Source organism: Stenotrophomonas sp. Steno-C17, assembly GCF_056393165.1.
Window position 1 is genome coordinate 1 of the sequence record NZ_JBWJPD010000006.1, and the last position, 19,406, is coordinate 19,406.

General features: G+C 66.9%; 17 protein-coding genes and 1 rRNA gene. 14 read left to right on the forward strand and 4 right to left on the reverse strand.

Annotated features, from left to right (window positions below; translation table 11 throughout):
• Window positions 1-130: 130 nt before the first annotated feature.
• A 5S ribosomal RNA gene (gene rrf / locus AC06FA_RS07095) occupies window positions 131-245 on the forward strand.
• Between the two features lie 222 nt (window positions 246-467).
• Here the strand turns inward: rrf and AC06FA_RS07100 are convergent.
• Window positions 468-2,180: a M28 family metallopeptidase gene (locus AC06FA_RS07100; RefSeq protein WP_478067697.1), complete on the reverse strand. Its 1,713-nt coding sequence runs from the start codon at window positions 2,178-2,180 to the stop codon at window positions 468-470.
• 79 nt (window positions 2,181-2,259) lie between these two features.
• Window positions 2,260-2,922: a DUF4097 family beta strand repeat-containing protein gene (locus tag AC06FA_RS07105; RefSeq protein ID WP_478067698.1), complete on the reverse strand. Its 663-nt coding sequence runs from the start codon at window positions 2,920-2,922 to the stop codon at window positions 2,260-2,262.
• Between the two features lie 94 nt (window positions 2,923-3,016).
• On the opposite strand from AC06FA_RS07105, the gene AC06FA_RS07110 reads away from it, so the two are divergent.
• The 3 genes from AC06FA_RS07110 to AC06FA_RS07120 all read left to right on the forward strand — a co-directional run bounded on the left by AC06FA_RS07110 (window position 3,017) and on the right by AC06FA_RS07120 (window position 6,341).
• Complete coding sequence (locus AC06FA_RS07110; protein ID WP_478067699.1) at window positions 3,017-4,318, forward strand: murein hydrolase activator EnvC family protein; 1,302 nt, start codon at window positions 3,017-3,019, stop codon at window positions 4,316-4,318.
• 107 nt (window positions 4,319-4,425) lie between these two features.
• The gene (locus AC06FA_RS07115) at window positions 4,426-5,862 is read left to right on the forward strand and encodes a S41 family peptidase (RefSeq protein ID WP_478067700.1); all 1,437 of its coding nucleotides are present in this window, start codon (window positions 4,426-4,428) and stop codon (window positions 5,860-5,862) included.
• A 41-nt stretch (window positions 5,863-5,903) separates the two neighbouring features.
• Window positions 5,904-6,341 (forward strand): hypothetical protein, encoded by a 438-nt coding sequence (locus tag AC06FA_RS07120; protein WP_478067701.1) that lies wholly within the window; start codon window positions 5,904-5,906, stop codon window positions 6,339-6,341.
• An 80-nt stretch (window positions 6,342-6,421) separates the two neighbouring features.
• Here AC06FA_RS07120 and AC06FA_RS07125 read toward each other — a convergent pair whose 3' ends face one another.
• Complete coding sequence (locus AC06FA_RS07125) at window positions 6,422-7,114, reverse strand: rhomboid family intramembrane serine protease (protein ID WP_108748229.1); 693 nt, start codon at window positions 7,112-7,114, stop codon at window positions 6,422-6,424.
• Window positions 7,115-7,339: 225 nt separating this feature from the next.
• On the opposite strand from AC06FA_RS07125, the gene AC06FA_RS07130 reads away from it, so the two are divergent.
• The 4 genes from AC06FA_RS07130 to AC06FA_RS07145 all read left to right on the forward strand — a co-directional run bounded on the left by AC06FA_RS07130 (window position 7,340) and on the right by AC06FA_RS07145 (window position 11,044).
• Window positions 7,340-8,767, forward strand: coding sequence for an outer membrane protein transport protein (locus AC06FA_RS07130; protein ID WP_478067702.1), 1,428 nt, complete (start codon window positions 7,340-7,342; stop codon window positions 8,765-8,767).
• A gap of 129 nt (window positions 8,768-8,896) precedes the next feature.
• Window positions 8,897-9,337, forward strand: a complete 441-nt coding sequence (locus AC06FA_RS07135) for a hypothetical protein (protein ID WP_478067703.1) — start codon at window positions 8,897-8,899, stop codon at window positions 9,335-9,337.
• A 41-nt stretch (window positions 9,338-9,378) separates the two neighbouring features.
• Window positions 9,379-9,987 (forward strand): nicotinamide riboside transporter PnuC, encoded by a 609-nt coding sequence (gene pnuC, locus AC06FA_RS07140; RefSeq protein ID WP_478067704.1) that lies wholly within the window; start codon window positions 9,379-9,381, stop codon window positions 9,985-9,987.
• On the forward strand, window positions 9,974-11,044 hold the full coding sequence (locus AC06FA_RS07145) for an AAA family ATPase (protein WP_478067705.1): 1,071 nt from the start codon (window positions 9,974-9,976) through the stop codon (window positions 11,042-11,044). Before pnuC ends, AC06FA_RS07145 begins: the two co-directional genes overlap by 14 nt.
• 101 nt (window positions 11,045-11,145) lie before the next feature.
• On the opposite strand, the gene putA is transcribed toward AC06FA_RS07145, so the two are convergent.
• Window positions 11,146-14,364 carry a bifunctional proline dehydrogenase/L-glutamate gamma-semialdehyde dehydrogenase PutA gene (putA, locus tag AC06FA_RS07150; RefSeq protein WP_478067706.1) on the reverse strand — a complete coding sequence of 1,073 codons (3,219 nt, stop codon included), beginning with the start codon at window positions 14,362-14,364 and terminating at the stop codon, window positions 11,146-11,148.
• A 273-nt stretch (window positions 14,365-14,637) separates the two neighbouring features.
• Between putA and AC06FA_RS07155 the strand changes: the two genes are divergently transcribed.
• The 6 genes from AC06FA_RS07155 to AC06FA_RS07180 are packed head-to-tail and all read left to right on the forward strand — an operon-like array spanning window position 14,638 to window position 19,398.
• Window positions 14,638-15,114: a DUF2244 domain-containing protein gene (locus AC06FA_RS07155; RefSeq protein WP_478067707.1), complete on the forward strand. Its 477-nt coding sequence runs from the start codon at window positions 14,638-14,640 to the stop codon at window positions 15,112-15,114.
• An 11-nt stretch (window positions 15,115-15,125) separates the two neighbouring features.
• Entirely contained in the window at window positions 15,126-16,064 is a 939-nt protein-coding gene (coxB, locus tag AC06FA_RS07160; protein WP_478067708.1) for a cytochrome c oxidase subunit II, read from the forward strand.
• Window positions 16,065-16,123: 59 nt separating this feature from the next.
• Window positions 16,124-17,731 carry a cytochrome c oxidase subunit I gene (gene ctaD, locus AC06FA_RS07165; protein WP_108751936.1) on the forward strand — a complete coding sequence of 536 codons (1,608 nt, stop codon included), beginning with the start codon at window positions 16,124-16,126 and terminating at the stop codon, window positions 17,729-17,731.
• An 8-nt stretch (window positions 17,732-17,739) separates the two neighbouring features.
• Window positions 17,740-17,922, forward strand: a complete 183-nt coding sequence (locus AC06FA_RS07170; protein WP_478067709.1) for a hypothetical protein — start codon at window positions 17,740-17,742, stop codon at window positions 17,920-17,922.
• The gene (locus AC06FA_RS07175) at window positions 17,919-18,509 is read left to right on the forward strand and encodes a cytochrome c oxidase assembly protein (protein ID WP_312707526.1); all 591 of its coding nucleotides are present in this window, start codon (window positions 17,919-17,921) and stop codon (window positions 18,507-18,509) included. Before AC06FA_RS07170 ends, AC06FA_RS07175 begins: the two co-directional genes overlap by 4 nt.
• A 13-nt stretch (window positions 18,510-18,522) precedes the next feature.
• Window positions 18,523-19,398: a cytochrome c oxidase subunit 3 gene (locus AC06FA_RS07180; RefSeq protein ID WP_312707525.1), complete on the forward strand. Its 876-nt coding sequence runs from the start codon at window positions 18,523-18,525 to the stop codon at window positions 19,396-19,398.
• The last annotated feature ends 8 nt before the right edge of the window (window positions 19,399-19,406 follow it).

Here is a 19,406-nt window from a genome sequence, read left to right on the forward strand (position 1 = left end):
TACCCAAAAACCCCGCTGCTCATGCAGCGGGGTTTTTTCTTATTAAGTGAAGGCACTGCTTTTTCCGGGTACCTTCCGCCCCAAGGGCAAGATCGCGAGCTGGCGCTGCAAGCGCTGCTGCAACCGTCTCCCTGGTGAAAACAGCGCTGTGGAACCACCCGATCCCATCCCGAACTCGGAAGTGAAACGCAGCTGCGCCGATGGTAGTGTGGCTCAAGCCATGCGAGAGTAGGTCATCGCCAGGGTTTACACCCAAAACCCCGCTGCTCACGCAGCGGGGTTTTTCTTTGGGCGAAACCAAGCGCCCGGTAGATCCACGCCATCCGTGGATGGGTAGCGCCGGGCCATGCCCGGCGGAAAGCAGTGCCAACCAAGGTTGGCACCTACCCCTGGCGGCGGCACAAAAAAACGGCGCCCCGTGGGGCGCCGCTTCCTCGTCCAAGCGCTTCCGTCGAGCAAGCTCGACGTTACGGGGCCGAGGCCTTGTTCTTCATCATGGTGTCGCGGGCGGCCTTGAAGGGATTGCCTTCGTACCAGTTCGGCCAGCGATCGCCGCCTGCCAGTTCCTTGCCCACGCCGTACATCAACTGCAGGTCTTCCACGGTGCCATCCAGCTTCCAGGTGGCGGCGTCGAATTCATCCTTCGGGCCGTGGTAGCGGTTGTTGCCGTAGTCAGTGGCTGCCTTGCGGCCGGCGTCCACGCCGCCGTCGCGCAGGTCCTCACCGCCATCGGCATACAGGGCCGGCACGCCGGCCTTGGCGAAGTTGAAGTGGTCGGAACGGAAGTAGAAGCCGCTCTGCACCGCGGTCTCACCGTGCAGGGTACGGTCCTGTGCGGCCGCCAGCGGCTTCAGGATGTCCTCCAGCTCGGAACTGCCGAAACCGGTGACGGTCACGTCCTTGGCACGGCCGGCCACCGACATCGCGTCGATGTTGATCACGCCAGCAATCTTGTCCAGCGGGAAGGTCGGGTGGGCCACGTAGTACTTCGAACCCAGCAGGCCCGACTCTTCCAGGGTGACGGCCAGGAACACCACCGAGCGCTCCGGCTTCGGGTCCTGGTGGGCCATTGCTTCGGCCACTTCCAGAATGCCGGCCACGCCGGTGGCGTTGTCCACGGCACCGTTGTAGATGTTGTCGCCTTCCTCGCCCTCATGCTTGCCCAGATGGTCCCAGTGGGCCATGTACAGCACGGCTTCGTCGGCACGCTTGCTGCCGGGCAGCACGCCCACCACGTTGCGCGACTGCTTCTGCGCGACCTGGCTCTTCAGATCGACCGAGGCGGTGGCCTGCAGCGGTACCGGCTTGAAGCCCCGCTTGCTGGCGTCCTTGTAGGCCTGGGCCAGGTCCAGACCGGCACCGGCGAACAGCGCCTTGGCGGCCTCGGCACTCAGCCAACCCTGCACCGGCAGACGGCGCTCCGGATCATCCTTGGCCGGCAGGTCGTACTGCGGGCCGGCCCAGGAATTCTTCACCACGTCCCAGCCATAGGAGGCACCGGCGGTGTCATGCACGATCAGCGCGCCGGCAGCGCCCTTGCGCGCGGCCTCTTCGAACTTGTACGTCCAGCGGCCGTAGTAGGTCATGCGTTTGCCGTCGAACAGGGTCTGGTCGTCGACGTGGAAGCCCGGGTCATTGACGAACATGACCACCGTCTTGCCCTTCCAGTCCTGGCCCTGGTAGTCGTTCCACTTCTGTTCCGGCGCGTCCACGCCGTAGCCGACGAACACCAGGTTGCTGGCATCCAGCTTCACCTCGGTCTGGCCGGTACGGGTGCCGACCACCATGTCGGTGCCGAACTTCAGTTCGGTGGTCTTGCCGCCCTGGTCGATCTTCAGCACGGTCGACTCGTCGGCCGTGGTTTCGGTCATCGGCACGTCCTGGAACCAGCTGTCGCCGTTGCCCGGCTGCAGGCCGATGCGCTGCATCTGGTCGCGGATGTAGTTGACCGTCAGTTCTTCGCCCTTGCTGCCGGGGGCGCGGCCTTCGAATTCGTCCGAGGCCAGCGTCTTCACCATCTCGCTGAAGTCAGCGGCGTTGATCTCCGGCGAGAACGCGTGGCTGGCCGGCTTGGCGGCAGCGGCGGTGTCGGTGGCCGGCGCGGCGGCTGGCGTGTCTTCGCCCTTGCAGGCGCTGAGCGCGGCCGCAGCGGCCAGGCACAGAAGGAGTTTACGGGGCATCGTCGGTATCCTGGATACAGAAGGGGGCCGCGCCAGGCACGGCCAGGTAGCGGGGAACAGTCCCCGGTGTGGCACGACGTCAATCCGCCGGGGCGGTATCGGTGTCGAACGGGATGGCCTCGGCGCCGGTGACCGGGCCGATGCGGGCGCTGCGGTGCACGTACAGCACCACCTCGCGTTCGAACTCCAGCGGGCCGCTGACGACCGCGTTGGGGCCGATGATGATGCGCGGCTTGCGGCTGGTGGTCAGCGAGACACTGAAATTCGGCTTGCGCACGTGCACGCCACCGGACACCTGGGAACCGATGCCGACGGTGATATCGCCGTTCACGGTCTCCACGTCCTTGCGCACCTGGCTGCTGACCAGGCCGATGCCGCCGTTCACGGTCTCCACGCCGCCCTCGATCTGGCTGCCGTGGTCGCTGAAGATGCTGCCGTTGACCGTGCTGACATCGCCGTGGGCGATCACTTCGCGGCCCAGGCGAACGCCACCGTTCACCGTCTCGATGCTGCCGGTGCGTGCACGATCGGCGACCGTTACCCCGCCGTTGACCGTGTCGATGCTGCCGGTTTCCACGCCTTCACCCACGCGGATGCTGCCATTGACGGTGTCCAGCTTGCCGTAGCGCTGGCCCGGGTCGGCGCCGATGCTGCCGTTGACCTTGCTGATGTTTTCCTGCGCGGCCAGCGGCGCGGTGGCCAGCAGCAGGCCCAACAGCAGCGGAATGGAAGGGTTGTTCATGGGGACCTCGTTGTTGTGCGGCTGGCAGGCCGCGTGCGGAGATGTCACCATTCCCCGGCACCCCCTGCAACTGCCTGAAGTCACTGGAAAGCCCTTGCGCCACAACGTCTTCCCCTCACGCCAGCCTCACACCGCCGCCCGCGGCGCGCGTTGTCTGTTGCTGGGGCTGGCCCTGGCGCTGGCACTGCCGGTCCCCGGCGGCGCGCAGACCGCGTCGACCCGCGAAGCCGAGCGCAAGCTGCAGAAGCTGCGCAGCGAGCTGAAGGACGTCGCGCAGGAGCGCCGGCAGATCGAGGGCCAGCGCGGCCAGGCCTCACGGCAGCTGCGCGAGGCAGACGAGAAAGTGGCCCGCACCGGCCGCACCCTGGCGCAGACCGAATCGGCGTTGCGCGAGCAGGCCCAGGCCCTGGCCCAGGCCGAGCAGCGCCGCAATGCGCTGCAGGCGACCCTGGCCCAGCAGCATCGCGAGCTGGCCGGTCTGTTGCGTGCGGCCTACCAGTTGGGCAGTCACGCACCGCTGAAACTGCTGCTGTCGCAGGACACCGTGGCCGATGCGAATCGCGCCCTGGCCTACCACCGCTACCTGCAACGCGAGCGGGCCCAGCGCATGGCCACACTGACGGCCGACCTGAAGGAACTGGAGACGCTGCAGACCCAGATTGCCGATCGCCACCAGCAGCTGCGGGGCGCCCAGCGCGACCAGAAGCAGCAGGCCGCGACGCTGGCTGCCGACCGCCGCGAACGCGCGCAGACGGTGGCTTCGCTGGAAGAACGCTTCAAGGACCAGCGCGAGAAGGAACAGGCGCTGGGCCAGGATGCCAAGGCGCTGGAAACCCTGCTGGCCAACCTGCGCGCTGCTGCCGCACGCGCCGAGGCCGAGCGCCGCGCCGCCGCACGCAAGGCCGCAGCGGAAAAGGCGGCGGCCGAAAAGGCCGCACGCCAGGCCAGGGCCGAAGGGCGCCCGGCACCGCCCACCAAGGTGCCGCCGGCGGTGGCCTCGGCGCCCGCGCCCAAGGTCGGCGGCCTGGGCTGGCCGCTGTCGGGCAACCTGCTGGCCCGCTACGGCGGCAAGCTGCCTGACGGCCGCACCAGCAGCGGTGTACTGATCGGTGCGCCTGCCGGCAGCACCGTGACCGCCGTGGCCGATGGCACCGTGGTGTTCTCCGACTGGATGACCGGTTACGGCATGATCCTGATCGTCGACCACGGCAATGGTTACATGAGCCTCTACGCGCACAACGACACGCTGCTGAAGGATGCCGGCGCACGCGTCAGCCGCGGCGACGCGGTGGCCAAGGTGGGCAATTCCGGTGGCCAGGGCGTGACCGCGCTGTACTTCGAACTGCGCCGCGGCGGCCAGCCGGTCAATCCGGACAGCTGGCTGCAGCGCCGCTGAATCCTGGCGGCCGTAGTGCCGCAGGATTCAACGGGAATTTACCCACGCTTCGCGCATAATCGGTGCATGTGCCTTGGGCACGATGCCACCGTCGACAGGAGTGATCCATGCGCGCAGCCCGTACCGCCACCCTCTTGCTGGCTTTGTTGCCAGTGTTGTCCTGGGCGCAGCAGACCGCGCCTGCGGCCGCCGCCGAAACCCCGGGGCAGGCCGCCAGCGCTGAGGAGGCGGTGACATCGAAGGTGCCGCTGGAAGACATCCGGCGCTTCGTGGCGGTCTACAACGCGGTGCGTGCGGCCTACGTGGACCCGGTGGACGACAACAAGCTGATGCAGTCGGCCGTGCGCGGCCTGCTGCTGGATCTGGATCCGCACAGCACCTACTTCAACAAGGAAGATGCCGAGGCCTTCGACGAGCAGGCCAACGGCGCCTATGAAGGCATCGGCGTGGAGCTGCAGCAGCAGCCGGACAACGCCTCGATGAAGGTGATTTCGCCGATTGATGATACGCCGGCGGCCAAGGCCGGCATTCTGGCCGGCGACCTGATCATCGCCATCGACGGCAAGCCGATCAGTGCCATCGATGCCAGCGAACCGCTGCGTGGCCCGGCCGGCAGCAAGGTGGTGCTGACCATCGTGCGCGAGGGCAAGCCCAAGCCGTTCGATGTGCCGCTGACCCGGCAGACCATCCGCGTGACCAGCGTGCGCAGCCGCCTGCTGGAGCCCGGCTACGGCTACATCCGCCTGGCCACGTTCCAGGCCGACACCGGTGCCGATTTCCAGAAGCATGTGCAGCAACTGCAGAAGCAGTCTGGTGGCAGCCTGAAGGGTCTGGTGCTGGATCTGCGCAGCAACCCCGGTGGCCTGCTGACGGCCGCGGTGCAGGTGGCCGATGATCTGCTTGAGAAGGGCAACATCGTCAGCACGCGCGGCCGCATCCGCATCAGCGACGCCCGCTTCGACGCCACCCCGGGCGACCTGCTGAAGGGGGCGCCGGTGGTCGTGCTGGTGGATGCAGGCTCGGCCAGTGCGTCCGAAGTGCTGGCCGGTGCGCTGCGTGACAACCAGCGCGCACGCGTGGTGGGCAGCCGCACCTTCGGCAAGGGCTCGGTGCAGACCGTGCTGCCGCTGGACAATGGCGATTCGGTGAAGCTGACCACGGCGCGGTACTACACGCCCAGCGGCAAATCGATCCAGGCCACCGGCATCGTGCCGGAGGTGGAACTGAAGCCGGCCCCGACGCCGGAGGAAGAGGCACTGCCGGCCAGCCTGAGCGACTACAGCGAAGCGACCCTGCCGGGCCACCTGCGCGGCGACGACGAAGGTACCGAGGGCTATCACGCCGGTGCCGTGCTGCCGGGCGATGGCCCGATTGACGATGCCCTGGCCGAACTGAAGCACCCGGGTTCGGTGGCTGCACGCTTGAAGGCCGAAGCAGCGAAGGCGGATGCGGCCAAGGCGGCGAAGGCCGCTGCGGCGAAGCCGGAAGCCAAGGCCGAACCGAAGCCGGAACCGAAGCCTGCCCCGGCCCCGGTAAAACCCTGACGGTAGCGCCGGGCCATGCCCGGCGAGATCCCACACCGCCCATGGATGACGCTGCGCTCACCACCCGTATCGGCGAACTGCTGGCCCGCGCGCCCTGGCCGCCCGGCGTCGCCGGCCCGTGGCTCGACGCGCTGGCGCATCGGCACGGCATCGATCCCGCTCGGATTCTGTGGTGGGACGGTGCCCCCGCTGCACAGGCACATGCACGCTACGACGATGGCACGCAGGGGCTTGCCCGTCTGGCGGAACTCCTGGGGCCTGCGCAGGGTGAGATCCAGTTGATCGTTTCCGACGAACGCGCGACACCGTGGCCGGTATGGTCTCTGCAGGCGGCCGAGCTGGTGCCTCTGCTGGGCGAGCTGCACTTCTTCGAATATGCCGTGGTGCTGGATGGGGGCGCCACGCTGGTGTTCGATACCCACCACAACACGTTGCTGGTCAGCCGCGCGCGGTCGGTAGAGTCGAGCTTGCTCGACTGATTCATGGAAAGGCAGTCGAGCAAGCTCGACTCTACGGAGAAGCCAAGGCAGTCGAGCAAGCTCGACTCTACGATGCGCGGCTAGAAGCCGTGGCGCTTGCGCAGCTTGCGGGCGATCGCGGCGCGCACGTATACGCCGTACAGCAGGCCGAACAGGAAGCCGCCGATGTGGGCCCACCAGGCCACCATGCCGAAGGTCGGGCCGATGTAGGCGAACACCACCTGCAGTGCCGCCCACACCCCGATCAGCAGGTAAGCCGGGGCGCGCACGAACTCCAGGAACAGGCCCAGCGGAATGACCACCCCCAGCCGTGCGCCGGGGAACAGGGCCAGATAGGCGCCGATCAGCGCCGACACCGCGCCGCTGGCGCCGATGATGATCTGGTCCGGGCTGCCCATGGTGTAGATCGCCACCAGGTTGGAGACGGCGCCGCCCAGCAGGAACAGCAACAGCAGCCGCCACGGGCCCAGCACGCGCTCGGCCGGCAGGCCGAAGATCAGCAGGAACACCAGGTTGCCCAGCAGGTGCGACCAGTCGGCGTGCAGGAACAGCGCGGTGAACAGGCGCAGCACGCTGCCGTCCTGCAGGGTGGCCCAGTAGTCCAGCGGGTGGGTCAGGCCGGTGGACAGGGCCCCCCAGTCCAGCCAGAGGCTGCGCCGGGCGTCGTCCGGGCGCGAGATCGACCACAGGAACGCCAGCCACACTGACGCAAACAGCACGGGCGTGGCCCAGCGCAGGGCCGCCTTTTTGCGTGAGGGGAGCGAGACGAACATGGGCGCTAGCCTAGCGTGCGCAGGCATTCTGCGGTGAGGTGCCTGTTCATGTTTTACGAGGGGAAAACCCTTGCTGCTGTTATTGTTTCATTAACGGCTCTGAGTGATACTCGCATACGGCGTCGTATGTCGGGAGGGGAATCCGGCGCGTTCTGGCGGGCCTTCGGGTCCGGTAGGCGCAGGCGCACTCAGAGCACCATCACCGCTTACCGGAGAGAGAACACGATGCAAACTGCTTCCACCATTGCCCGACTGACCCTGCTGGCCGTCGGCGTTGCCGGTGCGCTGGCCGCCGCCGATGCGAATGCCGCTGCCTTCCAGCTGAAGGAAAACAGCGCCAAGGGCCTCGGCCGCGCGTTCGCCGGCTCGACCTCTGCCGAAGGCGATGCCTCGGTGGTCGCCACCAACCCGGCCTCGATGCGTCTGCTCGACGGCACCCAGTTCCAGGGTGACGTGAGCGCCATCAGCTTCGGCGCCAAGTTCCGTGGCGAAGGCCAGTACGGCAACGGCGCCCCGATTTCCGGCGGCAACGGCGGCGACGCCGGCATGATCGCCCCGGTTCCGGCCGCGTACTTCCACGTGCCGTTCGGCGAAAAGGACAACATGCACTTCGGTGTGTCGCTGTCGGTGCCGTTCGGTTTCAAGACCGAATACGACCGTGACTGGGTCGGCCGCTACAACGGCGTGAAGACCGAACTGCAGGCCGTCGACCTGGGTGCCGCGTTCTCCTACGACGTGAACCCGTACCTGTCCTTCGGTGCGTCGGTGTTCGTCGAGCGCCTGGACGTTGACCTGACCAGCGCCGTCGATGCCGGCACCGCCATCAACGCCAGCGCCCAGCAGCGCGCCTCGGCCGCCGTGCTGGCTGCCGGTGGCACCGCCGCCCAGGCCGCTGCGGCTGCCCGCCAGGCTGCTGCCCAGGCCGCCCAGCTGGGCTTCGCCCCGGGTACCGCCGATGGCTACCTGCGCATCAAGGGCGACGAAATGTCCGTGGGTTACACCCTGGGCATGACCGTCAGCCCGGTGGAAGGCACCAACATCGCCTTCAGCTACCGCTCGGAAGTGGAACACAAGATCACCGACGGCAAGGCTGACTTCACCATGACCCCGGCGGCGCAGACCTTCCTGAACAGCGCTGCCCCGGGCACCTTCGTGGACAGCAACGGCCGCGCCACCATCACCCTGCCGGCCAGCGCCACGGTCAGCGTCAGCCACCGCGTGAACGACCAGTGGAAGATCATGGCCGACGTCTCGCGCACGGCGTGGAGCAAGTTCGACCAGGTCACGGTTGACTACGATTCCAACCAGCCCGACAGCGTGCTGCCGTTCCACTACCGCGATACCACCTTCGCGTCGATCGGTACCGAGTACCGTCTGAACGAGCAGCTGACCCTGCGTGGCGGTCTGGCGTACGACCAGACCCCGACCACCGATGCACACCGCGACGTGCGCGTGCCGGACACCACCCGCAAGTGGCTGTCGCTGGGTCTGACCTGGGCCCCGTCGGAGAAGATGGAATACAGCGTGGGTTACACCCACCTGTTCACCAAGGACCCGAACATCACCTCGACCTCGGCCACCGGCAACACCGTGACCGGCAAGTACAAGGTGACCGGCGACGTGCTGGCTGCTTCGATGCAGTACAAGTTCTGATAAAGGCCACGGCCTGACGCAGTACAGGGAGAGCCCCGCGCAAGCGGGGCTTTCTTTTGCCGGGCCATCCACGCATGGCGTGGATCTACGGGTAGGCGCCATCATGATGCGTTTCGGAAGGAGGCAGGGATGACGCTTACCCGCAAGGGCAAGCACTGGTATGGCAGCGAGGATCAGGACATCCGTGCCTCCATCCAGCGCTTCAGTGAAGGCAACGGCTACCCCGCGACCGAATACCGTGCTTCGGTATGCGTGTGCGGCTCGACGCTGTTCCGTCTGTTCGATGACGAGGAGGCCGGGGTTGCGCGCCGCGACTGCGTGCGCTGCGGACAATCGCATCTGATGGGGGATGGCGCCGAGTACGTTGATGAGGCGGAGCTGGAAGCCCATGAATGCCTGTGCGGCGCCGAGGCGCTGGCGATCCACAGTGGGGTGGCGTTGTACCCCGATTCGCGCGATGTGCGGTGGCTGTACATCGGCTGCCGCTGCCCGCAGTGCCAGTTGGTCGGGGTGTATGCCGAGTGGAAGTGTGAAGCGGGGGATGCCGAGGCGTTCCTCGCGAGGTTGTAAGGCCATCCACGCAACGGGCATGGATCGACGACAATAGCGGCATGAACCTGTCCGATCCGAATTTCCAGCTGGAGCTGGCCGCCAACATCGCCGTCGCGGGCTCGATCCTGTTGGCTGGGCGCAACAACGTGCACACCTGGTGGCTGGGCATCGTCGGCTGCGCGCTGTTTGCCGCGGTGTTCGAGCGTTCCCACCTGTACGCCGACATGGTGCTGCAGGGCTTCTTCATCGTCATCAGCGTGCTGGGCTGGTGGCAGTGGCTGCGGGGTGACCACGGCGCGCCGTTGCCGATCACCTCGCTGCGCCCACGTGCCTGGGCGTGGCTGCTGCCGTTGGCGGTGGTGGGCACGCTGGGCTACGGCTGGATGTTGACCCGCCTGACCCAGGCCTACGCGCCCTACATCGATTCAGCCGTGCTGGTGTTGAGCGTGATCGCGCAGATCCTGATGATGCAGCGCAAGCTGGAATCGTGGTGGCTGTGGCTGCTGGTCAACACCATTGCGGTGCCGCTGTACTACAGCCGCGGCCTGCACCTGACCTCGATCCTGTACATCGGTTTCTGGATCAATGCGCTGGTGGCGCTGCGCCACTGGCGCACGCTGATGCGCGCCGACCGCGCGGCGGCGGGCGCGGCCGATGCCACTGCCTGACAAGGTGCCGCGCGGTCTGGTGGTGGGCAAGTTCTGCCCGCTGCACCGTGGCCACGAACGGCTGATCGAATTCGCGGCCGCGCGCTGCCGGCAGCTGCTGGTGATCGGCTGGTCGCAGCCGGGCTTCGCCGGCTACAGCGCCGAGAGGCGCGAGCGCTGGCTGCGGGCGCGGTTCCCGCAGGCGTCCGTCGCGGTGTTGGACGATGCGCGCCTGGCCGCGCTGTGCCGCGCGTATGGCGTGGCGGTGCGCGCGCTGCCGCAGGACAGCGAAAGCGAGCAGGTGCAGCGCGCCTTCACGGCGTGGCTGTGCCTGGCACTGTTTGGTGGGCCGGTGCAGGCGGTGTTCACCGGCGAAGACTACGGCGATGGTTTTGCTGCAGCCCTGGCCCAGCAGTTCGCTGCACCGGTGCAGCATCATCGGCTGGAGCGTTCGACCGACATCGGACAGGCCAGTGGTACTGAGCTGCGTGCCGATCCGCACGCACACCGCAGCAGCCTGTCAGCGGCGGTGTACGCCGACCACGTGCAGCGCGTGGCCTTCATCGGTGGCGAATCCACGGGCAAGAGCACGCTGGCGCGGATGCTGGCCGAACGCCTGGGCAGCCGCTGGGTGCCCGAGTACGGACGCACGTTGTGGGAACAGCAGGGCGGTGCGCTGCATGCGCAGGATCTGCTGCGCATCGCCGCGACCCAGCCGCAGCATGAAGAGCAGGCGGCGCAGCACGCGCACCGCTGGCTGTTCTGCGACACCACGCCGCTGGTCACCCTGGGCTACAGCGGCTGGATGTTCCAGACCGCGCCAGCGGAGCTACAGCGCGCCGCAGCGCGGCCCTACGATCTGCTGTTCCTGTGCGCGCCGGATATTCCGTTCGTGCAGGACGGCACGCGCGTGGGCGTGGAATTCCGCGCGCGGCAGCACGCGTGGTACCTGCAGCAACTGCAGGCGCGTGGGGTGCCGTATGTGCTGTTGGAAGGTGATCTGGACGCGCGGGTTGCGCGGGTGCAGGGCGAGCTGGCGATGCGCGCGGACAACCGCTTCAGCGTGGCGGCCGGGTAAGCGCGGCCGGGCATCGCCTGGCGCCACCGGAAGCACACAAAAAACCCCGCTTTCGCGGGGTTTTCCGTGCATCCATCACACCCGTGGAAGGGAGGGGTGTCTTAGTCGCCCAGGGTCAGCAGCGAGGCATTGCCACCGGCGGCGGTGGTGTTCACCGTCACCGTCTTTTCAGTGGCGAAGCGCAGCAGGTAGTGCGGGCCGCCGGCCTTGGGGCCGGTGCCGGACAGGCCCTGGCCACCGAACGGCTGCACGCCCACCACTGCACCGATCTGGTTGCGGTTGACGTAGACGTTGCCGACATGGACGCCGTTGCTGATGCGGTCCACGGTCTCGTCGATGCGCGAATGCACGCCCAGGGTCAGGCCGTAGCCGGTGGCGTTGATCTGGTCGATCACCGCATCCAGCTGCTCACCCTTCCAGCGGATCACGTGCAGCACCGGGCCGAACACTTCCTTCTGCAGCTGGCCCAGGTCCTTCAGTTCGTACGCACGCGGCGCGAAGAAGGTGCCGTGGGCGGCTTCGGCGGACAGTTCGGCAGCGGCGATCAGGCGCGCTTCGCGGTCCATGCGCTCGGCGTGGTCCTGCAGGATCTTCAGCGCGTCGGCATCGATCACCGGGCCGACGTCGGTGGACAGCAGGCCGGGGTTGCCGACCTTCAGTTCCTTCATCGCGCCGGCCAGCATGGTCATCACCTTGTCGGCGATGTCGTCCTGCACGAACAGTACGCGCGCAGCCGAGCAGCGCTGGCCGGCGGAGGTGAAGGCCGAACCGATGGCGTCCTTGACCAGCTGTTCCGGCAGCGCCGAGGAGTCGGCGATGAAGGCGTTCTGGCCGCCGGTTTCGGCGATCAGTACACCGATGGCGGCATCACGCGCCGCCATGGCGCGGTTGATGGCACGGGCGGTTTCGGTGGAGCCGGTGAAGGCCACGCCCGCCACGCGCGGATCAGCGGTCAGCGCAGCGCCGACGGTGGCACCGTCGCCCGGCAGGAACTGCACCACTTCGGCCGGCACACCGGCGTCGTGCAGCAGCTTCACTGCGTGGTAGCCGATCAGGTTGGTCTGCTCGGCCGGCTTGGCGATCACGCTGTTGCCGGCGGCCAGGGCGGCAGCCACCTGGCCCAGGAAGATCGCCAGCGGGAAGTTCCAGGGGCTGATGCAGACGAACACGCCGCGGCCGTGCAGCTGCAGTTCGTTGGATTCACCGGTCGGGCTGGGCAGCTTCTCGGCGTGGCTGAACTGTTCGCGGGCCTGCTTGGCGTAGTAGCGCAGGAAATCCACCGCTTCGCGCACTTCGGCGATGCCATCGGGCAGGCTCTTGCCGGCTTCCTTCACGCACAGCGCCATGAACTCGGGCATGCGCGCTTCCAGCTGGTCGGCGGCATGTTCCAGGATGGCGGCGCGGCTGGCGGCCGGGGTACGGTTCCAGGCCGGCTGCGCGGCCACGGCATTGGCCAGCGCCTTCTGCACGGTGGCGGCGTCGGCGGCCTGCCACTGGCCTACCACGTCACGGCTGTCGGCCGGGTTGGTGACCGGCAGCGAGGCACCGGTGGTGACCGCACCCGGCACCAGCGGCGCGGCCTGCCACGGCTTTACCGCAGCGTTGATCTGCTCGGCCAGGGCGCGCAGTTCGTTGTCGTTGGCGAGGTTGGCGCCCATGGAGTTCTTCCTGTCGTGGTTCTGGCTGCGCAGCAGGTCAACCGGCAGCGGGATCTTGGGGTGCGGAATCGATTCGAACGAGGCGACCATCTCGACCGGGTCGCGGATCAGGTCGGCAATCGGCACGCGCTCGTCGGTGATGCGGTTGACGAAGCTGGAGTTGGCGCCGTTTTCCAGCAGGCGGCGCACCAGGTACGGCAGCAGGTCTTCGTGCGAACCGACCGGCGCGTACACGCGGCAGGGCAGGCCCAGGCGATCGGCCGGCACCACTTCGGCGTACAGGTCATCGCCCATGCCGTGCAGCTTCTGGTGCTCGTACACGCCACCGTTGGCGATGCTGCGCACCGCGGCGATGGTGTGCGCGTTGTGCGTGGCGAACATCGGGTAGATCGCGTCGGCATGGGTGAACAGACGCTTGGCGCAGGCCAGGTAGGACACGTCGGTGTTCTGCTTGCGGGTGAACACCGGGTAGCCCGGATAGCCTTCGATCTGCGCGCGCTTGATCTCGGCATCCCAATAGGCGCCCTTCACCAGGCGCACCTGCAGGCGGCGACCGGCGCGGCGCGCCATGTCGGCCAGGTGGTCGATCGTGTACGGGGTACGCTTCTGGTACGCCTGCACGACCACGCCGAAGCCATCCCAGCCGGCCAGCGAAGCGTCGCAGAACACCTGCTCGATGATGTCCAGCGACAGTTCCAGGCGATCGGATTCTTCGGCATCGACCGTGCAGCCGATGCCGTAGCTCTTGGCCAGCTGCGCCAGTTCCAGCACGCCCGGCACCAGGTCCTTCAGCACGCGTGCGCGCTTGGCATGTTCGTAGCGCGGGTACAGCGCCGACAGCTTGATCGAGATGCCCGGCGCATTGTTGACGTCGCCATCGGGGCGGCCGCCGCGTGCCTTGTGATCGCCGCCGATGGCGTGGATCGCACGACGGTAGTCTTCCAGGTAGCGCAGCGCGTCCTTCATGGTCAGCGCGCCTTCGCCCAGCATGTCGAACGAATAGCGGTAGCTGGCGTTGTCGCCCTTGTGCGAGCGCGCCAGCGCTTCGCTGATGGTGCGGCCCATCACGAACTGATGGCCCATGATCTTCATCGCCTGGCGCACGGCCAGGCGCACCACCGGTTCACCGACGCGGCCGACCAGGCGCTTGAACGCGCTGGGCGCGTCGGCGCGGGTGGCATCGTTCATCTGCACCAGCTTGCCGGTCAGCATCAGGCCCCAGGTGGAGGCGTTGACCAGCACCGAATCGCTGCCGCCCAGGTGCTTTTCCCAGTCGGCATCGGCCAGCTTGTCGCGGATCAGCTTGTCGGCGGTGTCCTGGTCGGGAATGCGCAGCAGCGCCTCGGCCACGCACATCAGCAGCACGCCTTCCTCGCTGCCCAGGTCGTACTGGCGCATGAAGGCTTCGATCGCGCCCTGGTCCTTGGCGCGCACGCGCACCCGGCCCACCAGGTCGGCGGCCAGCGCCTGCACCCGGGCCTGTTCCTCGGCCGGCAGGCGCGCCTGCGCCAGCAGGTCACGCACGTGGCTGGCCTCGTCCTTCAACCAGGCATCGGTGATGGCCTGGCGGAACGGGGAGGGGGGCGCCGGCAGTTCCGGCGACAGCAGCGCGCCCGGACGCGGGGCGTCGCTGGCGGCAGGGGAGGAGGAAGGTGCGTTCATGCCGGTCCGGCCAGTGGAAAACTTGGCGATTTTAATCATTTTTTGGCCGCCGGGAAGTGCCCGTCTGCGTCCTTGATGAACGCCGATAGCCCCTGGTGGCGGTGGATTCAGCCTGTTCAGCACGTGCGTGCAGATTTATGCCGAATTCGTCATTCGCGCTGCCGGGGTCATGCTGTATTGCAACATCGGAAAAAGTGTGAATGCACCCTTGCTACCGGCGAGAGGGCAGGGCTACCATCGAGACGTTTCCCGCGGCAGGAACGCGGTTGCGACATGATCGAGGTGCTTCCAGCTCCGGATGGGTCAGGTACGCAGCTGCGGCTGCGTCCCCCACGGGCGCTCGATGCCCGGCAGTTCATCCTGTTGTTCACCGTGTTGGGCGGGGCCATGTGGCTGGTTTCGGCCGTGGGTTGGCTGGCTGGCAATGTGTTCGCCCCCCTGTTCGCGCTGCTGTACAGCCTGTTGCTGGCAGCCGCCCTGCGTGCCCTGTGGCGCAGCGGTGAACGGCAGGAGGAGATCCGGGTAGTGCCGGCGTGTGTGGAAGTCATCCCCACGCCCGGTGGTTCGCCGGTGTTCCGGGCACACCCGCATTGGGTACGCCTGGTGACCAGCGATGAGAGGGTCCGGCTGGCATCCAGCGGACGGCAGGTGGAGGTAGGCAGTTTCCTCGCACCGGCCGAACGCCAGACGCTTGCTGAAATGCTTGAAGGCTTGCTCGCCGCCAGCGATGGCGGCAACCGACGACGCTAAGGGTCTAGGCAATGAAGCAAAGCAGCAGGTGGGGCACGAAGTGCGTTGCAGCGGCCGCCGCGGTGGTGGCCGGGGGACTGGTACCGGCACTGGCCTGGGCACAGGCGGCCGATCCCAAGCCGTGGCAGCTGAACATGGGCAAGGGGGTCACCCAGACCTCGCGCCTGGCCTGGGAGTCGAACAATCTGTCGCTGATCATCTGCACGGTGATCGGGGTCATCGTGTTCGGCGCGATGGGCTATGCGATGTTCAAGTTCCGCAAGTCCAAGGGCGCGGTGGCGGCCACCTTCAGCCACAACACCAAGGCCGAGATCATCTGGACCGTCATTCCGGTGATCATCCTGGTGGTGATGGCCTGGCCGGCCACGGCCAACCTGATCAAGATGTACGACACCCGCGATGCCGAGATGACGGTGAAGATCACCGGCTACCAGTGGATGTGGAAGTACGAGTACCTCGGCGAGAACGTGACCTTCACCAGCCGCCTGGACCGCGAATCGGACCGGGTGCGGCAGAGCGGCATCGTGCCCGACCGTGAAAGCCACCCGCACTACCTGCTGGACGTGGACAACCGGCTGGTGCTGCCGGTCGATACCAAGGTGCGCTTCGTCATCACCTCCGACGACGTGATCCACGCCTGGTGGGTGCCGGCGCTGGGCTGGAAGCAGGACGCCATCCCCGGCTTCATCAATGAAGCGTGGACCAGCATCGAGCAGCCCGGCGTCTACCGTGGCCAGTGCGCCGAACTGTGCGGCAAAGACCATGGCTTCATGCCGATCGTGGTCGAGGCGGTGTCCAAGGAAGACTTCAGGCAGTGGCTGGCCCAGCGCAAGCCAGCACCGCCTGCGCAACCCGCGCCGGCAGCACCGGCAGCACCGGCGGGCGAGGAACCTGCCGCACCGGCTGCTGAAGCGGCCAGTGCCCCTGCCACCGCGGCCAGCGGCGCGTGATGTAAAGCCCGTGGCCGCCTGCGGCCGCGGTGACAACCGATTCTGAGAGGTGTTTTGCAATGGCGCACTCGGCAGTTGGGCACGACGATCACCATCACCACCAGAGCTTCTTCGAGCGTTGGTTCTTCTCGACCAACCACAAGGACATCGGCACGCTGTACCTGGGTTTCAGCTTCATCATGTTCATCATCGGTGCGGCGATGAGCGTGGTGATCCGTGCCGAACTGGCGCAGCCGGGCCTGCAGTTCGTCAAACCCGAATTCTTCAACCAGATGACCACCGTGCACGCACTGGTGATGATCTTCGGTGGCGTGATGCCGGCCTTCGTGGGCCTGGCCAACTGGATGATTCCGTTGCAGATCGGCGCGCCGGACATGGCTCTGCCGCGCATGAACAACTGGTCGTTCTGGCTGTTGCCGGTGGCCTTCAGCCTGCTGCTGCTGACCCTGTTCCTGCCCGGCGGCGCACCGGCCGGTGGCTGGACGCTGTACCCGCCGCTGTCGCTGCAGGGCGGCTACAACGTGGCCTTCAGCGTGTTCGCCATCCACGTGGCCGGCATCAGCTCGATCATGGGTGCGATCAACATCATCGCCACCGTGCTGAACATGCGTGCGCCGGGCATCGACCTGCTGAAGATGCCGATCTTCTGCTGGGCCTGGCTGATCACCGCGTTCCTGCTGATTGCGGTGATGCCGGTGCTGGCCGGTGCGGTGACCATGCTGCTGACCGACAAGTTCTTCGGCACCAGCTTCTTCAATGCCGCCGGTGGCGGTGACCCGGTGATGTACCAGCACATCTTCTGGTTCTTCGGGCACCCCGAGGTCTACATCATGATCCTGCCCGCCTTCGGCGTGGTGAGCGAGATCATCCCGACCTTCAGCCGCAAGCCGCTGTTCGGCTACCAGGCCATGGTCTACGCCACCGCGGCGATCGCCTTCCTGTCGTTCATCGTATGGGCCCACCACATGTTCACCGTGGGCATGCCGCTGGGGGGCGAGATCTACTTCATGTTCGCCACCATGCTGATCTCGATCCCGACCGGGGTGAAGGTGTTCAACTGGGTCAGCACCATGTGGCGCGGCTCGCTCACCTTCGAAGCGCCGATGCTGTGGTCGGTGGCCTTCGTCATCCTGTTCACCATCGGCGGGTTCTCCGGCCTGATGCTGGCCATCGTCGCCGCGGACTTCCAGTACCACGACACTTATTTCGTGGTGGCCCACTTCCACTACGTGCTGGTGACCGGTGCGGTGTTCGCGCTGATTGCCGCGGTGTACTACTGGTGGCCGAAGTGGACCGGGCGCATGTACAGCGAGAAGTGGGCCAAGGTGCACTTCTGGTGGTCGATCGTGTTCGTGAACCTGCTGTTCTTCCCGCAGCACTTCCTGGGCCTGGCCGGCATGCCGCGGCGCATTCCCGATTACAGCGTGGCGTTCGCCGACTGGAACCTGATCAGTTCGATCGGTGCGTTCGGCATGTTCGCCACGCCGTTCATGATGGCGGCGATCCTGCTGTCGTCGCTGCGCAATGGCGAAAAGGCCGCCGACCGTTCCTGGGAAGGCGCACGCGGGCTGGAGTGGACCTTGCCCTCGCCGGCACCGGCGCACACCTTCACCACGCCGCCGACCCTGCGCCCGGGCGACCTGGCCCACGATGACATCACGCATTGAGGTGGGCCATGCATAACGAGAACCCGCTGCAGACCGGTAGAGTCGACTGTCAGTCGATTCGCGAAATGCAGCCGACCAACGGTCGGCTCTACCAGCAGCGCCAGCGCGCGCGCCGCACCGCGCTGTGGGTGGGCGCCATCGCCGTGCTGGTCTACGTCGGCTTCATCCTGAGTGGGGTGATCGGCCGATGAGCGAGGCACCGGCCACCGCGACCTCACGCAGCGCCGGCCTGCCGCGCCTGATCGGCGTGGCGGTGGCGGTGTTCCTGCTGACGTTCTCGCTGGTGCCGCTGTACCGCATCGCCTGCGAGAAAGTGTTCGGCGTGCGCCTGGAGCGCGGCCCCGGCAGTGAAGCCAGCACCGGCGCGGCCACCGGCAAGCGCACCGTGCGCGTGGAGTTCGATGGTGGGGTGAATTCGCGCCTGCCGTGGTCGTTCCACCCCGAGCAGCTGACCATGGACGTGGTGCCGGGCGAACTCAACGAGGCCCTGTACTTCGCCCGCAACGACAGTGCTGGCGCCGTGGTCGGCAGCGCCGTGCCTTCGGTGGCGCCGGCGCGCGCGTCGGGGTTCTTCAGCAAGACCGAATGCTTCTGCTTCACCGCCCAGACCCTGCAGGCCGGTGAGAAGCGCGACATGCCGGTGCGCTTCATCGTCGATCCGGACCTGCCCCCGGAAATCAAGACGATCACCCTGTCCTACACCTTCTACCGCAACGATGCGCTGTCCGATCGGCTGGCTGCGGCCGCTACCTCGGAAGGCGCGCACGCCGCTCCCTGACCCGGAAACCGACATGGCCCAGACCCCGCACGACGCCAATGTGTACTTCGTCCCGGCCCAGAGCCGCTGGCCGTTCGTGGGCTCCATCGCGATGATGGTGACCATGGTGGGCGTGGCCAGCTGGTTGAACGACGCCGGCTGGGGCCGCTGGACCTTCTATGCCGGCCTGGCGATGCTGGTGCTGACCCTGTTCTGGTGGTTCAGCGATGTGGTGCGCGAATCGCAGGCCGGGCACTACAACCGCCAGGTCGATGGCTCGTTCCGCATGGGCATGGTCTGGTTCATCTTCTCCGAAGTGATGTTCTTCGGTGCCTTCTTCGGCGCGCTGTTCTACACCCGCAACCTGGGCCTGCCGTGGCTGAGCGGCGAAGGCGATGGGGTGATGACCAACGAGCTGCTGTGGCAGGGCTATTCGGCTGGCTGGCCGACCAATGGGCCGGCCGCGATCGGCGGCGCGTTCCAGACCATTCCCGCCTGGGGCCTGCCGCTGATCAACACGCTGATCCTGCTCACCTCCGGTGTGACCCTGACCATCGCCCACCACGCGCTGAAGGGCGGCCACCGCCGCCAGCTGCTGGTGTGGCTGGGCCTGACCGTGCTGCTGGGCGCGTTCTTCCTGACCCTGCAGGCCGAGGAGTACATCCACGCCTACAAGGAACTGAACCTGACCCTGGGTTCGGGCATCTACGGTTCCACGTTCTTCATGCTGACCGGCTTCCACGGTGCGCACGTGCTGCTGGGCACGATCATGCTGATCGTGATGTGGCTGCGCTCGGCCAAGGGCCACTTCACCCGCGACAACCACTTCGGTTTCGAAGCCGCCGCGTGGTACTGGCACTTCGTGGACGTGGTGTGGCTGATGCTGTTCCTGTTCGTCTACGTCCTTTGAGTGCGCAG

What these genes read in the sequence shown, in the direction of transcription:
- AC06FA_RS07100 (WP_478067697.1), bottom strand. Translation starts at nt 2,180, where the DNA reads ATGCCCCGTAAACTCCTTCTGTGCCTGGCCGCTGCGGCCGCGCTCAGC.
- AC06FA_RS07105 (WP_478067698.1), bottom strand. Translation starts at nt 2,922, where the DNA reads ATGAACAACCCTTCCATTCCGCTGCTGTTGGGCCTGCTGCTGGCCACC.
- AC06FA_RS07115 (WP_478067700.1), top strand. Translation starts at nt 4,426, where the DNA reads ATGCGCGCAGCCCGTACCGCCACCCTCTTGCTGGCTTTGTTGCCAGTG.
- AC06FA_RS07120 (WP_478067701.1), top strand. Translation starts at nt 5,904, where the DNA reads ATGGATGACGCTGCGCTCACCACCCGTATCGGCGAACTGCTGGCCCGC.
- AC06FA_RS07125 (WP_108748229.1), bottom strand. Translation starts at nt 7,114, where the DNA reads ATGTTCGTCTCGCTCCCCTCACGCAAAAAGGCGGCCCTGCGCTGGGCC.
- AC06FA_RS07130 (WP_478067702.1), top strand. Translation starts at nt 7,340, where the DNA reads ATGCAAACTGCTTCCACCATTGCCCGACTGACCCTGCTGGCCGTCGGC.
- AC06FA_RS07135 (WP_478067703.1), top strand. Translation starts at nt 8,897, where the DNA reads ATGACGCTTACCCGCAAGGGCAAGCACTGGTATGGCAGCGAGGATCAG.
- pnuC (WP_478067704.1), top strand. Translation starts at nt 9,379, where the DNA reads ATGAACCTGTCCGATCCGAATTTCCAGCTGGAGCTGGCCGCCAACATC.
- AC06FA_RS07145 (WP_478067705.1), top strand. Translation starts at nt 9,974, where the DNA reads ATGCCACTGCCTGACAAGGTGCCGCGCGGTCTGGTGGTGGGCAAGTTC.
- putA (WP_478067706.1), bottom strand. Translation starts at nt 14,364, where the DNA reads ATGAACGCACCTTCCTCCTCCCCTGCCGCCAGCGACGCCCCGCGTCCG.
- AC06FA_RS07155 (WP_478067707.1), top strand. Translation starts at nt 14,638, where the DNA reads ATGATCGAGGTGCTTCCAGCTCCGGATGGGTCAGGTACGCAGCTGCGG.
- coxB (WP_478067708.1), top strand. Translation starts at nt 15,126, where the DNA reads ATGAAGCAAAGCAGCAGGTGGGGCACGAAGTGCGTTGCAGCGGCCGCC.
- ctaD (WP_108751936.1), top strand. Translation starts at nt 16,124, where the DNA reads ATGGCGCACTCGGCAGTTGGGCACGACGATCACCATCACCACCAGAGC.
- AC06FA_RS07170 (WP_478067709.1), top strand. Translation starts at nt 17,740, where the DNA reads ATGCATAACGAGAACCCGCTGCAGACCGGTAGAGTCGACTGTCAGTCG.
- AC06FA_RS07175 (WP_312707526.1), top strand. Translation starts at nt 17,919, where the DNA reads ATGAGCGAGGCACCGGCCACCGCGACCTCACGCAGCGCCGGCCTGCCG.
- AC06FA_RS07180 (WP_312707525.1), top strand. Translation starts at nt 18,523, where the DNA reads ATGGCCCAGACCCCGCACGACGCCAATGTGTACTTCGTCCCGGCCCAG.